Genomic DNA, 13,443 nt, shown 5'->3' with positions numbered 1-13,443 from the left:
GGCTCAGCCGTGCGGCGCCCCGGCGTCGCCGCCGAGGTCCACCGGCTGCGGTGGCGGCTCGTGCGGCGCCGGCGCGTGCTCCTCGTGCGAGGAGTGCTCCTTGAGCCACTTCAGCCCGTAGATCAGTGCGAGCGCGGCGGCGGCTCCCGCAGCGGCGGCTCCCCATGGCATGACACGACCTCCCGACCCCTCGGCTCCTCCCAGTGTCCTGCGGACCCGGCCCGCGGTCCATGGCCCGTCGTGACCATCCGCGTCACCCGTCCTCCTCGTCCCAGATCCGGGTCTTCCTCCGCTTCGGCGGGTAGCGCACCGGGTCCTCGGCGCGCAGCTCGCGGCGGACCCCGAACCAGACGAGGACGAAGCCCACGACCGTCGTGAGCCACCACTGGTACGCATACGCGAGGTGCGGGCCGAGACTGCGGTCGGGCGGGCCCAGCGGCTGGGGTCGCTCGGGCGAGGAGCCGTCGGGCAGCCGCTCGGACTGGAGCAGCACGTAGCCCGGGAGCACCGACGGCGCGCCCAGGGCGGCCGCGGCCTCGCGCACGTTCAGGCTCGCGACCTGGCCCGGAGGCATCCGCTTGTCGCGGGACGCCTCACCGCGGCGGACCCAGCCGGTGACCTCGACGGGACCCGAGGGGGCGGCGGCCACGGGCGGCAGCGTGCTCGCGCCCCGGTCGGACGGCGGGACCCACCCGCGGTCGACGACGAGGTCCGGGCCACCCCTGTCGGGCCTGAGGGCCCACAGCACCTCGAGCCCGTTCTGGCGCTCGTTGACCCGCCCGCGCACGTAGACCGGCCCGCCGACGTACGTGCCACGAACCCGCACGCGGGTCCACTCGTCCTCCACGGACAGTCCCGCCGGGGTGAGGACGGACTCGACCGGCACCGGGTCGGCCCGGTAGTGGGCGTCGAGCCGGGCGTTGCGCTCGGCCTTGGCCTCGTGCCGGTGGTACTGCCACCAGCCCAGGTGGTAGCAGGCCACGGCGAACAGCGCCGCGAGGAGGAGGGCGCCGAGCCACCGGGGGGTGAGCACGCGCCTGGTCACGCGGTCACCGTAGCCGTCGTACATTGGGCACTGTGACCGACCTCCCCGTCCCGCGCCTCCTCGACCGCTTCGGTCGGGTCGGCCGCGACCTGCGGGTGTCGGTCACCGACCGGTGCAACCTGCGCTGCAGCTACTGCATGCCGGAGGAGGGCCTGGACTGGCTCGCGAAGCCGGAGATGCTCACCGACGACGAGCTCGTCCGTCTCGTCGGGATCATGGTCGGCCTCGGGGTCACCAACGTCCGGCTCACGGGCGGGGAGCCGCTGCTGCGCCGCAGCCTCGTCGACGTCGTGCGCCGCATCGCCGGGCTCGAGCCACGTCCCCGGATCGCGATGACGACGAACGGCATCGGCCTCGACCGCCTGGCGGCGCCCCTCGCCGCGGCCGGGCTCGACCGCGTGAACGTCAGCCTCGACACCATCGACCGCGAGCGCTTCCGCGAGCTGACCCGGCGCGACCGGCTCGGCGACGTCGAGGCCGGGCTCAAGGCCGCCGCCGACGCCGGGCTCGCGCCCGTGAAGGTGAACGCCGTCGCGATGCGCGGGGTCAACGACGTCGGCGTCGCCGACCTCCTGGGGTGGTGCCTCGACCGCGGCTACGAGCTGCGCTTCATCGAGCAGATGCCCCTCGACGCCCAGCACGCGTGGGACCGGTCGCAGATGGTGTCCCAGGCCGAGATCCTCGAGCGGCTCGGCGAGCGGTTCCGCCTCACGCCGGTGGAGGAGCGGGGGAGCGCCCCCGCCGAGCTGTTCCTCGTCGACGGGGGCCCCGAGACGGTCGGCGTCATCGCGAGCGTCTCGGCGCCGTTCTGCGCCGCCTGCGACCGGGTTCGCCTCACCGCCGACGGCCAGCTGCGCAACTGCCTGTTCGCCCGCCGCGAGGTCGACCTCCGCGGACCCCTGCGCGCCGGCGCCACCGACACCGAGCTCGCCGACCTCGTGGTCGACGAGATGTGGGCCAAGGCCGCCGGCCACGGCATCGACCGCCCCGACTTCGAGCAGCCCGAGCGCCCGATGTCCGCCATCGGCGGCTGACCGCGGGCTCAGGGCGTCGTCGGGCGGTCGTCCTCGTGGGGCGCCGGCGTGATCTGCCGCGTGTCGTCGACGGTCGGCACGACGGGCCGCACCCGCCCCGGGACACGCGGCAGCACGGCGTTGGCCGCGACCACCGCGATGAACGGCAGGAACACGGCGAGCACCGCGAAGAGCCACCGGATCGGGTGGTCGATGACGACGAGCAGGATGAAGCACAGGGTGCGGATCGACATCGTGAACAGGTACTGCCTGAGGCGGCGCGCCTGGTCCTCGGTGCGCGACTCCGCGGCGCTGGTCACCGACTGCGGGGAGTCGTGGCGGTGGCGGGTCAAGGGCACCCGTCCACTGTATGTCGCCCGCTTCCGGCTACCCAGCGGTAGTCCACTAGGTTCGACGGCATGAGCGAGCCACGCACCGTCCTCGTCACCGGTGGCAACCGCGGCATCGGCCTGTCGATCGCGCGCTCCTTCGCCGACTCCGGCGACAAGGTGGTCGTCACCCACCGCTCGGGGGAGCCACCGAAGGGCCTGGAGGGCGTGCGCTGCGACGTCACCGACACCGCCTCCGTCGACGCCGCGTTCACAGAGGCCGAGGAGAAGCTGGGCGGTCCGGTCGAGGTCCTCATCGCCAACGCCGGGATCACCAAGGACACGCTCCTCATGCGGATGACCGACGACGACTGGAACTCCGTCGTCGACACCAACCTCGCCGGGGCCTTCCGCTGCGCCCGCCGCGCGAGCAAGGGCATGATCCGCCTGCGCCGCGGACGCATCATCCTCATCTCCAGCGTCGTCGGCCTCTACGGCGGACCCGGCCAGGCCAACTACTCGGCGAGCAAGGCCGGACTCGTCGGGCTCGCCCGCTCGATCACCCGCGAGCTCGGCGGTCGCGGCATCACGGCGAACGTCGTGGCCCCGGGCTTCATCGAGACCGACATGACCGCCGCGCTGCCCGAGGACACCCAGAAGACCTACAAGGCCGCCATCCCGGCCGGCCGCTTCGCCAGCCCGGAGGAGGTCGCAGCCGCCGTCCGCTTCCTCGCGAGCCCGGAGGCCGCGTACATCTCCGGCGCCGTCATCCCCGTCGACGGCGGCCTCGGCATGGGCCACTGACCCGCACGACCAGCTCGCACCACCGGCTCGCACCACCGACCGACCCACCACCCCGGCGAAAGGGCCCGTCATGTTGCTCGAGGGCAAGAAGCTCCTCATCACGGGGGTCCTCATGGACTCCTCGATCGCCTTCCACGTCGCGAAGCTCGCGCAGGAGCAGGGCGCCGAGGTCGTGCTCACCTCGTTCGGCCGGACGATGAAGATCACGTCCGCCATCGCGCGCCGCCTCCCGCAGACCCCCCCGGTCATCGAGCTCGACGTCACGAGCGAGGAGGACCTCGCCGCACTGCCCGACCGCGTCCGCGAGCACGTCCCGCACCTCGACGGCGTGCTGCACTCGATCGGCTTCGCGCCGCAGGGGGCGTTCACCTTCCTCGAGGCCTCGTGGGAGGACGTCTCGACGGCGGTCCACGTGTCCGCCTACTCCCTCGCGGCCCTGGCGAAGGCCGCACTGCCCCTGATGTCGGAGGGCGGCAGCGTCGTCGGCCTCACCTTCGACGCCCGCTTCGCCTGGCCGGTCTACGACTGGATGGGCGTGGCCAAGGCCGCGTTCGAGTCCACGAACCGCTACCTCGCCCGCGACCTCGGGCCGAAGGGCGTGCGCTGCAACGTCGTCGCGGCGGGCCCGATCCGCACGACGGCCGCGAAGTCGATCCCCGGCTTCGAGCGGTTCGAGGAGGAGTGGGGGACCCGCGCCCCACTCGGCTGGGACGTCAACGACCCCGTCCCCACGGCTCGCGCGTGCGTCTCGCTGCTGTCCGACTGGTTCCCGGCCACGACCGGGGAGATGGTCCACGTCGACGGCGGCTTCCACGCGATGGGGGTCTGACCTCCGGGTCGCAGCGCCCTGCCCACTAGGCTCGCCGATCGTGACCAGCGACACCGCCGCCCCCGAGCCCGGCGTGCAGACCCGCGAGGTCCGCCTTCTCGAAGGGCCCAACCTCTACTTCCCGCGGCCCGCCGCGAAGGTGACCCTCGCCCTGCCGGGGCTGAGCAGCGCCCCGGAGGACTCGATGAGGGCGCTCGCCTCGGCGGCCGGCCTGCGCCGCGGGGGACAGGTCGGGGCGCCGGGCAGCGAGCAGCGCCAACGCGTCCTCCTCCGCGTCGTCGAGCGCGCCGTCCGCGCCCTCGCCGTCACCGCCGGGACCCGCCGCCTCGGGGTCCGCACCCGGGCCGCGGCCGAGCCCGACGTCGTCGTGTGCGCCTTCGTGTGGCGCCGTCGTGGTCGGGCGGAGGCGCTGGGTGCGGCCCTCGGGCGTCTCCTCGCCGACGTCCACGACGGCCGACCCTGGGACGAGGCCGTCGCCGTGCACGCCGCGACCGTGTCCGAGGCCGAGCCGGGTGGCCCACCGCGGCTCCTGACGCCGCGGATCCCCGTCGTGTCGGTCACCGGCACCAACGGCAAGACGACGACGACCCGGCTGCTCGCACACATCGCGATGACGGCGGGGTTCCGCACCGGGTGGTCCTCCACCGACGGCGTGCTCGTCCAGGGCGAGGTCGTCGAGACCGGCGACTACTCCGGACCGGCCGGGGCGCGCGCCGTGCTCGAGTCACCCGGCGTGCAGATCGGCATCCTCGAGACCGCTCGCGGCGGGATGCTGCTGCGCGGCATGGGAGTCACCCACAACGACGTCTCGGTCGTCACGAACGTCTCGGCCGACCACCTCGGCCTCCACGGCATCGACACCGTCGACCAGCTGGCCGAGGTCAAGGCGATCATCACCAGGGTGACGAAGCCCTCGGGGTGGGTCGTCCTCAACGGTGAGGACCCGCGCGTGTGGGCGATGCGGGCCGGCGCCCGCGGACGCCCGTGGGTCTTCGCCGCCGACCCGAACGCCCCCGCCGTCCGCGAGGCCCTCGGGGCGGGCGGCAGGGCCACGACGATCCTCGACGGGCACGTCACCGTCCTCACTCCCGACGGCGCCCCCGACCGGCTGCTCAAGGTCGTCGACCTCCCGATGGCGCTCTCCGGCCTGTCGCACCACAACGTCCTCAACGCCCTCGCAGGAGCGTCCGCCGCGCTCGGGCTCGGTCTCGACCGGTCGGACGTCGTCGAGGGCCTGCGGACGTTCCGCCCCGACGACGTCGACAACCCCGGCCGCATGAACACGTACTCCGTTGCGGTGGAAGGCGGTTCGGCCACCGTCATCGTCGACCTCGCCCACAACGAGGCGGGGCTCGAAGCGCTTCTCGACGTCTGCCGGGGCCTCGTGGCCCCGTGGGGACGCGTGCACCTGGGTCTCGGCACCGGCGGCGACCGCACCGACGACATCCTCGAGACCCTCGGGGAGATGGCAGGCCTCCGGGCCGACCACGTCGTCGCGGCGCACAAGGCGCACTACCTGCGCGGGCGCTCGATGGAGGACCTCGAGCACCACCTGCGGATCGGCCTCGCTCGCGCCGGCGTCAGCGACATCGCCTCGTACCCGACCGAGCTGTCCGGCCTCGAGGCCCTCGTCGAGGCCGCCGGCGACGGCGACGTCTGCGCGGTCATGTGCCACGCCGAGCGGGCCGAGATCGCCGCCTGGCTCGCCGAGCGCGGCGCGGTGTCCGACGACCCCGACACGGTGCGGCGCAAGGTCGTCCGGGCCCGGGGCGAGCACGAGGCCGAGGACGAGATCACCGCGCTCTGGGAGGCCGACGACGCCACCGAGCGGGTGGGCCGCGGCGCGGCGCTCCATGCCGCGCACCCCGGCGACCCGCGGATCACCTTCGAGTACGCGGGCACCCTCGACGCCGCCGGCGACGAGGCCGCGGCGGTGCCGCTGTACGAGGAGGCCCTCGCGGGCGGGCTGCGCGACCCGCTGCGGGCGCGGGCCCAGGTCCAGCTCGCCTCCAGCCTGCGGGTCCTCGGCCGCCACGAGGAGGCCGAGGCCGTCATCGAGGAGGTCGCGGCGCGCCATCCGGAGTCACTCGGGGTCGCCGCCTTCCGTGCCCTGGTGCGACACGACGCCGGTCACCCGAGCGAGGCGCTGCGCGACCTGCTCTCGGCCGTCGTCGCGACGAGCACCGACCCCGACGTCGAGCGCTACCGGCGCGCCCTCACGGCGTACGCCGCCGACCTCGGTCGCTGACGGGCCGTCGGCCTCAGCCGGCGGAGGTCGCCGCGGGGGTTTCTGCCGCCTCGACCTCCCGGGCCGCCTCGTCCCCGGTCTCGGCCGCCTCGACCGTGAGCGCCTCGGGGTCGAGGTCGGGGTCGCCGACGGTGTTGCCGCTGTGCGTCCCGGGCTGGGCCTGCTTCGTCATCCGCTCGAGCTCGGCCATCGTCTCGGCGTGCTGGTCGACGCACAGGACGACGATGTCGCCGGGGTTGGCGCGGGCCATGACGTGGCGCACGGCCTCGGCCTCGTCGAGCACGACCTCGAGCTGGCGGCAGCGCACCCCCTCCTGGCCGATCCGCGACCGGACGCCCTCCGCGACCCGCTCCGCCGTGAAGCCCTTCTCGCGCCCGCGCAGCCGGGCGTCCTCACGGACCACGACGACGTCGAAGTGCTCGGCCGCGACGGCGCCCAGCTCGCGCATGTCGTCCTCGCGGCGGTCGCCCGCGGTGGCGATCATGCCGATCCGCGAGATCTTGCCGAGGTCGGTGGCCCCGGACTTCGAGGCCGCGTAGCGCTCGACGAACTGGCCGAGGACCTTCATGCCGGGGGCGTTGTGGCAGTAGTCGACGATGACGTCGACGTTGTGGACGTTGACCTGGTTCATGCGCCCGGGGGAGAGGTAGTACGAGGTCGTGAAGGTGCGCAGGCCCTGGCGGATCTCGTGCAGCCCGGCGCCGCTCGCGAACGCCGCGCCGGCGGCGGCCATCGCGTTGGCGACGTTGAACAGCGCCGTGCCGCCGAAGGTCGCGGGGAGCAGGTGGGTCCAGGCCAGCTGCATCGAGCGGCGCCCGTGCCGGATGACGATCATGTCGCCGCGGTCGGTGCGGTCGAGGACGACCGCCCGCCCGCCGCGCCGGCAGTGGTCGTCGATGAGGTCGCGGACGGGGGTCCCGGCCTCCTCGAGGGAGAACCAGACGACCGACCCGGAGCAGCGCCGCCGCATCCGCCGGACGTGGGGATCGTCGGCGTTGAGGACCGCGAACCCGTCGCGCGGGACGGCCTCGACGATGACCGCCTTGACGTCGGCGAGCTGCTCCAGGGTGTCGATGCCCCGCATCCCGAGGTGGTCGGGGGCGATGTTCGTGACGACCGCGACGTCGTTGCGGTCGTAGCCGAGCCCCTCGCGCAGGATGCCGCCGCGGGCGACCTCCATCACCGCGAAGTCGACGCGCGGGTTCTGCAGCACCATCCGGGCGGAGCGGGGGCCGGAGGCGTCGGCGCGCACGACGAGGCGCTCGTCGATGACGATGCCGTCGGTGGAGGTCATCCCCACCTGGCGGCCCAGGCCCTTCATGATGTGCGCGATCATCCGCGACGTCGTCGTCTTGCCGTTCGTGCCGGTGACGGCGACGACCGGCACGCGCGAGGGCGTCCCCGGCGGGAAGAGCAGGTCGACGACCGGCTTGGCGATGAACTGCGGCTCGCCGACCGTCGGATGGGTGTGCATCCGGAACCCCGGGGCGGCGTTGACCTCGCAGATCGCGCCACCGGTCTCGCGGACGGGGGAGGCGATGTCGGGGCAGATGAAGTCGATGCCGGCGACGTCGAGGCCGATGAGGCGCGCGGCCTCCTCGGCGATCTCGATGTTGTCCGGGTGGGCGTCGAAGGTGCGGTCGATCGAGATGCCGCCGGTCGACATGTTGCCCGTGAGGGCGAGCTTGACCATCTGCTCGGCCGGCGGCACGTCGTCGAGCGCGAGCCCCTGATCGCGCACGAGCTCCTCCGCCGCCGCGTCGACCTTGATCTTCGTGAGCACCTTCTCGTGGCCGACGCCGCGCCGCGGGTCGGCGTTGGTGATGTCGACGAGCTCGCGGACCGTGTGCGCGCCGTCGCCGATGACGTGCGCCGGGACGCGCTCGGCGATGGCCTGCATCTTCCCGCCGACGATGAGGCAGCGGTAGTCGCGCCCGGTGACGAACGACTCGACGATGACGTAGCCGCGCCGCGACTGCTCCTCGGCCACGACGAACGCCTCGCGGACCGCGTCCTCGGACTGCAGGTCGAGGACGACACCGCGTCCGTGGTTGCCGTCGAGCGGCTTGACGACGACGGGGAAGCCGATCCGGCGGGCGGCCGCCGCGGCCCCGTCGGCCGAGCGGACCGTCTCCTGCTTCGGCACGGGCAGGCCGGCCGACCCCAGGAGCCGGGTCGTCATGTCCTTGTCGCCGGCGATGTCGACGGCCAGCGCACCGGTCTTCGACGTCATCGTCGCGCGGATCCGCTGCTGGTGGACCCCCTGCCCCAGCTGGACGAGCGAGCCCGTGTTGAGGCGGATGAACGGAATGTCCCGGCTCACGGCCTCCTCGAGGATCGCGGCGGTCGACGGCCCGAAGGCGGTGCGCTCGGCGCGGGTGAGGAACGCCTCGAGCTCCTCGGCGAAGTCGAAGCCCTCCTCCTCCTGCACGAGGTGGTTGACGAGCCGCACGGCGAGCCGGCCCGCGGCGACGCCGACGTCCTCGTTGGTGTAGCCGTAGATGACGTTATAGACACCCGGCCGGCCCTTGACCATGCGCGTCTTGCCGCGGCGCTGGTCGTGGCCGGCCTCCTGCTGGAGCTGGAGGGCGATGTGCTCGGTGACGTGTCCGAGCCAGGTGCCCTCGCGCAGCCGCTGGACGAACCCGCCCCTGACCCCCTTGCTGCACGTGTGGTTCTCCAGGCGCGGGAGCAGCTCGAGGAGGCGGTCGGTGAAGCCGGGCAGGGTGTCGGTGGGGTAGCCCTCGAGGACGCCGAGGTCGACCACGAGGTGGACCGACGGGTCGTACGACCAGATGTTGCCGCCGCGGTAGACCCGTGACTCGACGATGCGGAGCTCGGGGGCGGCGGGTCCGGTCGGGGTGGGGCGGTCCATCGGCGCTTCTCCTGGAGGGCTCGGGCGGGGACGGGTGGGGCGGGAGGGCCGGGCGGGCCGGGCCCGACCGGGTGGTCAGGCCTTGGCGGCGGCGACCGAGACGAGCAGGTCGGGGTGCTGCTCGACGAAGCCGGTGAGCCGGCGCTCGGCGAGGTCGAACGTGGCCCCGGCGGGGAGGGTGTGCACGGTCGCGCCGGACACGAGGACGGGGGCACCCGCGCGCGCGTCCGCGGCATCGGTGACGGCCCGGCGGCAGTCGAGGACGAACACGGCGCCGGACCCGCGCACCTCGAAGGTGCGTCCGTCGGAGACGACCATCGCGGTGTCCTCGTCGATCCCGACCCCGAGCAGGTGCGGCGACGGGGCGATGACGGACATCAGGCGACCGTAGCGTGCCCGTTGGTCGAAGTGCTGGTCGACCACGACGCCGCGGAGCAGGCCCAGTCCCGCCGAGACCTGGCTGGCCCGCTGACGTGGGGTGACGCCCTCGTCGCCCATGGAGATCATGAAGTCGGACACGATCGAGGCCCCCGCCGAGGTCCCGCCGATGACGGCGCCACGGTCGTGCGCGCGGTGGATCGCGTCGCCCAGGGGGGTGCCGGGGAGGAGCTGGGACAGGCGCAGCTGGCTGCCCCCGCTCATGAACACGCCCGTGGCCGCGTCGACCGCGTCGACGAGCCGGGTGTCGTGGGCCTCGTCGCGCGTCTCCGGGTCGACGACGGTCACCTCGCGCGCCCCGAGGCGGGTGAACACCTCCGTGTAGGAGGCGGCGACCTCCTCGCGGAAGGAGGACGCGGTCGGCACGACGACGATGGCGGCCCGCCGGCCGCCGGCGAGCTTGAGGAAGTGGCGCAGGAGCGAGGCCTTGCCGACCCGGTCCTCGGCCCCTCCGATGACGAACAGGGTGGGCGTGGTCGTGGGGTAGCGCGGCACGCCGTCAGCCTAGTGGGGCGTCGCCCGCGGCATCGGCGTCCTCGACCTCCTCCCGCGACACGCCGAGCAGGAACAGGACCGCGTCCAGGTACGGGACGTTCAGGGCGGTGTCGGCCTGGCGCTGCACGAGGGGCTTGGCGTTGAACGCCACGCCGAGCCCGGCAGCGGCGAGCATGTCGAGGTCGTTGGCGCCGTCGCCGATCGCGACCGTGCGGGTCAGGGGGAGACCCTCGACGGCGGCGAACTCGCGCAGGGCAGCGGCCTTGCCCGCTCGGTCGACGACCTCGCCGACGACCCGACCGGTGAGCCGGCCGTCCTCCACCTCGAGGCGGTTGGCGCGCACGTGGTCGACCCCCAGGTCCGCACCGATCGGGGCCACCACCTCCTCGAAGCCACCGCTGACGAGGGCGACGGTGAACCCGAGCCGCTTGAGCGTGCGGACCAGGGTCCGGGCACCGGGGGTGAGCCGGACCGCGGCGCGCACGTCGTCGAGCACCGAGGCCGGCAGCCCGGCGAGGGTCGCGACGCGCGCGTGGAGGCTCTCGGTGAAGTCGAGCTCGCCGCGCATCGCGGCCTCGGTGACCGCGGCGACCTCGGGACCGCGGCCGGCGTGGTCCGCGAGGAGCTCGATGACCTCGTCCTGGATGAGCGTGGAGTCGACGTCCATGACGACGAGCCGGCCCCCACGACGCGCCAGCCCCGCCGGCGCGACCGCGATGTCGGCGCCGCTCTCGGCCGACACGAGGGCGAGGTCGGCGCGCAGCGCGGGGACGTCGGCGCCGGAGATGTCGAGCTCGACCGTCGTCACCGGCCAGCGCGAGAGACGCCTGATGCGGTCGATGTTGGCGCCGTGCGCGGCCACGGCCCCGGCCACGCCGGCCACGTGACGGGTCTCGAGCGGGGATCCCATGACGACGACGGCCGCGCGCCCGGTGCGCCGCCGCGCGTTGTCGCCCCGTCCCGCCTGGAGCCCCACCCGTAGGCCGAGGGCCTCGCCGGCGCGGGTGAGGCGGTCGGTGAGGACGTTCTCGTCATGGGTGGGGCCGAGGAGCACCGAGAGCGCGAGGTGCCCACGGACGACGACCTGTTCGAGGTCGAGCACCTCGGCACCGACGGTCGACGCGGCCTCGAAGACGGCCTTCGTCACGCCGGGACGGTCGGGTCCGTCGAGGGTGACGAGGAGCGTGCGCTGCTCGGGGTCCGGCAGCGGGGGAAGGTCGGGCTCGAAGGTGTCGGGCACGCCTCGCAGGCTAACCCTGCCGGGCGTCGCGCCACGCGACGAGGTCGCGGATCGGTCCCGGGTCGTAGCGCGGGCCGTCGAGGCCCACCGTGAACAGCCGGGTCCCGACCTCGTGCAGCGCCTCCGCCCCGCCCGCGTAGTCGGCGACGTCCTCGGGCAGCCGCCCCGGCTTGGGGGAGACCCCGGCCGAGCGCTCGATGTCGGCGGGGTCGCGTCCGACCTTCGCGCACCACTCGTCGAGGACGGCGTGCTTGTGGGCGATGGACTCGGGGCGCCCGAAGCCGTGCCAGATGTCGGCGTGCTCGGCAACGATCCGCAGGGTCTTGCGCTCGCCGCCGCCGCCGATCAGCACCGGAATCCGGCGGGTCGGCGCCGGGTTGAGCCTCGCCCACCGGTCCTTGATGAGGGGCAGGTCGCGCCTGAGGTCGTCCAACCGGTCACCGGCAGTCCCGAACTCGTAGCCGTACTCGTCGTAGTCGCGCTCGAACCAGCCCGACCCGATGCCGAGGACCAGCCGGCCCGTGCCGCCGTCGCGGGCGCTGATGTGGTCGACGGTGCGGGCCATGTCGGCGAGCAGCTGCGGGTTGCGGTAGCTGTTGCACGTGACGAGGGCACCGATCTCGGCGCGCTCGGTGGCCTCGGCCCAGGCGCCGAGCATCGTCCAGCACTCGAAGTGCGCACCGTCGGCGTCGCCGTAGAGCGGGAAGAAGTGGTCCCAGTTGAAGAGGATGTCGACGCCCATCTCCTCCAGCCGGGCGCAGGCGCGGCGGATGTCGGTGTACGACGCGTGCTGCGGCTGGAGCTGGACGCCGATGCGGATGGGCCGGTCCGTCACGCGACCACCGTCTGGCCCTTGCCGACGACGGTGATGCCCGACTCGGTGACCGAGAACCCCCGTTCCAGGTCGTGCTCGCGGTCGAAGCCGATCTTCGCCCCGTCGGGGACGACGACGTTCTTGTCGATGACGGCACGCTGGATGGCGCAGTGCCGGCCGATCTCGACGCCGTCGAGGATGACGCTGCTGTCGACCTCGGTGTAGCTGTGCACCCTGACGTCCGGTGAGATGACCGAGCCGTTGACCCGCGCCCCGGAGATGACGACGCCGGGGGAGACGGCCGAGTTGAGCGCCTCGCCGAACCGTCCGTGCGACCCGTGGACGAACTTCGCCGGCGGGTACGGCCCGTGCGAGGTGTAGATCGGCCAGTCGTAGTTGTAGAGGTTGAACACCGGGTGGATCGACACGAGGTCCATGTGCGCGTCGAAGTAGGAGTCCATGGTCCCCACGTCCCGCCAGTAGCCCATGTCCCGCTCGGTACCGCCCGGGATGACGTTCTTCTGGAAGTCGTAGGTGTAGGCCGCCCGCTGCTCGACGAGCGCCGGGACGATGTCGCCGCCCATGTCGTGCTTGCTGCCCTCCAGCGTGGAGTCCTTCGTCACCGCCTCGATGAGGGCGTCGGCCGAGAAGACGTAGTTGCCCATGCTCGCGAGGATCTCGTCGGGGGAGTCGGGGAGCCCGGCGGGGTCGGTCGGCTTCTCGCGGAACGCGCTGATCCTCGTGTGGTCGTCGTCGGCGACCTCGATGACGCCGAACTGGTCGGACATGTCGATCGGCTGCCGGATGGCGGCGACCGTGACCCCGGCTCCCGACTCGATGTGCTGGTCGACCATCTGGGAGAAGTCCATCCGGTACACGTGGTCGGCCCCGACGACGACGACGATGTCGGGCTTCTCGTCGGTGATCGTGTTGAGCGACTGGAAGATCGCGTCGGCGCTGCCCTGGTACCAGGACTTGTCGATGCGCTGCTGGGCCGGGATCGGCGCGACGTAGTTGCCGAGCATCGTCGACATCCGCCACGTCTTCGTCACGTGCCGGTCCAGGCTGTGCGACTTGTACTGGGTCAGAACGACGACCTTGAGGTAGCCGGAGTTGACGACGTTCGACAGGGCGAAGTCGACGAGCCGGTAGATGCCCCCGAAGGGCACGGCGGGCTTGGCGCGGTCGGCCGTGAGTGGCATGAGGCGCTTCCCCTCACCCCCCGCGAGCACGATTGCCAGGACCTTGGGACCTCCGCTGCGGTACGCCATGGCCCCCACGCTATTGGCTCCGCACCCTCGCCGGGAGACCGT

12 protein-coding genes are annotated in these 13,443 nt (G+C 73.2%); 4 read left to right on the top strand and 8 right to left on the bottom strand.

Features of this window, described 5'->3' with window-relative positions; all coding sequences use genetic code 11:
• Positions 1 to 3: 3 nt before the first annotated feature.
• Positions 4 to 171 carry a hypothetical protein gene (locus ACK8HX_RS12930; protein WP_411941119.1) on the bottom strand — a complete coding sequence of 56 codons (168 nt, stop codon included), beginning with the start codon at positions 169 to 171 and terminating at the stop codon, positions 4 to 6.
• An 82-nt stretch (positions 172 to 253) separates the two neighbouring features.
• Positions 254 to 1,045 (bottom strand): SURF1 family cytochrome oxidase biogenesis protein, encoded by a 792-nt coding sequence (locus ACK8HX_RS12925; protein ID WP_411941118.1) that lies wholly within the window; start codon positions 1,043 to 1,045, stop codon positions 254 to 256.
• 32 nt (positions 1,046 to 1,077) lie between these two features.
• Between ACK8HX_RS12925 and moaA the strand changes: the two genes are divergently transcribed.
• Positions 1,078 to 2,079, top strand: a complete 1,002-nt coding sequence (moaA, locus tag ACK8HX_RS12920; RefSeq protein ID WP_411941117.1) for a GTP 3',8-cyclase MoaA — start codon at positions 1,078 to 1,080, stop codon at positions 2,077 to 2,079.
• Between the two features lie 8 nt (positions 2,080 to 2,087).
• Here moaA and ACK8HX_RS12915 read toward each other — a convergent pair whose 3' ends face one another.
• Entirely contained in the window at positions 2,088 to 2,417 is a 330-nt protein-coding gene (locus ACK8HX_RS12915) for a DUF3099 domain-containing protein (RefSeq protein ID WP_411941116.1), read from the bottom strand.
• Positions 2,418 to 2,477: 60 nt separating this feature from the next.
• Here ACK8HX_RS12915 and fabG point away from each other — a divergent pair, with 60 nt between their 5' ends.
• The 3 genes from fabG (at position 2,478) to ACK8HX_RS12900 (ending at position 6,268) form a co-directional block, all read left to right on the top strand.
• Positions 2,478 to 3,191: a 3-oxoacyl-ACP reductase FabG gene (gene fabG / locus ACK8HX_RS12910; protein ID WP_411941115.1), complete on the top strand. Its 714-nt coding sequence runs from the start codon at positions 2,478 to 2,480 to the stop codon at positions 3,189 to 3,191.
• A 70-nt stretch (positions 3,192 to 3,261) separates the two neighbouring features.
• Entirely contained in the window at positions 3,262 to 4,020 is a 759-nt protein-coding gene (gene fabI / locus ACK8HX_RS12905; RefSeq protein WP_411941114.1) for an enoyl-ACP reductase FabI, read from the top strand.
• 40 nt (positions 4,021 to 4,060) lie between these two features.
• Positions 4,061 to 6,268 (top strand): tetratricopeptide repeat protein, encoded by a 2,208-nt coding sequence (locus tag ACK8HX_RS12900; RefSeq protein ID WP_411941113.1) that lies wholly within the window; start codon positions 4,061 to 4,063, stop codon positions 6,266 to 6,268.
• A gap of 13 nt (positions 6,269 to 6,281) precedes the next feature.
• On the opposite strand, the gene cphA is transcribed toward ACK8HX_RS12900, so the two are convergent.
• From cphA to glgC, 5 genes are all read right to left on the bottom strand, one after another.
• A complete protein-coding gene (gene cphA, locus ACK8HX_RS12895) occupies positions 6,282 to 9,143 on the bottom strand; it encodes a cyanophycin synthetase (protein ID WP_411941112.1) in 2,862 nt (953 codons plus the stop codon).
• 75 nt (positions 9,144 to 9,218) lie between these two features.
• Entirely contained in the window at positions 9,219 to 10,076 is an 858-nt protein-coding gene (locus ACK8HX_RS12890; RefSeq protein WP_411941111.1) for a cyanophycinase, read from the bottom strand.
• Between the two features lie 4 nt (positions 10,077 to 10,080).
• Positions 10,081 to 11,316, bottom strand: a complete 1,236-nt coding sequence (gene serB / locus ACK8HX_RS12885; RefSeq protein ID WP_411941110.1) for a phosphoserine phosphatase SerB — start codon at positions 11,314 to 11,316, stop codon at positions 10,081 to 10,083.
• Between the two features lie 10 nt (positions 11,317 to 11,326).
• A complete protein-coding gene (locus ACK8HX_RS12880) occupies positions 11,327 to 12,151 on the bottom strand; it encodes an LLM class F420-dependent oxidoreductase (RefSeq protein WP_411941109.1) in 825 nt (274 codons plus the stop codon).
• On the bottom strand, positions 12,148 to 13,401 hold the full coding sequence (gene glgC, locus ACK8HX_RS12875; protein ID WP_411941108.1) for a glucose-1-phosphate adenylyltransferase: 1,254 nt from the start codon (positions 13,399 to 13,401) through the stop codon (positions 12,148 to 12,150). The genes ACK8HX_RS12880 and glgC overlap by 4 nt, the downstream gene beginning before the upstream one ends.
• Between the last annotated feature and the right edge of the window lie 42 nt (positions 13,402 to 13,443).

The organism is Oryzobacter faecalis, assembly GCF_046764005.1.
Classification (GTDB): Bacteria; Actinomycetota; Actinomycetes; order Actinomycetales; family Dermatophilaceae; genus Oryzobacter; species Oryzobacter faecalis.
This window is presented reverse-complemented; position numbering and strand designations above follow the sequence as displayed.

Bases quoted from the DNA above. Each gene is read 5' to 3' on its own strand.
- cphA (WP_411941112.1), bottom strand. From the start codon at position 9,143: ATGGACCGCCCCACCCCGACCGGACCCGCCGCCCCCGAGCTCCGCATC.
- fabG (WP_411941115.1), top strand. From the start codon at position 2,478: ATGAGCGAGCCACGCACCGTCCTCGTCACCGGTGGCAACCGCGGCATC.
- fabI (WP_411941114.1), top strand. From the start codon at position 3,262: ATGTTGCTCGAGGGCAAGAAGCTCCTCATCACGGGGGTCCTCATGGAC.
- glgC (WP_411941108.1), bottom strand. From the start codon at position 13,401: ATGGCGTACCGCAGCGGAGGTCCCAAGGTCCTGGCAATCGTGCTCGCG.
- ACK8HX_RS12930 (WP_411941119.1), bottom strand. From the start codon at position 171: ATGCCATGGGGAGCCGCCGCTGCGGGAGCCGCCGCCGCGCTCGCACTG.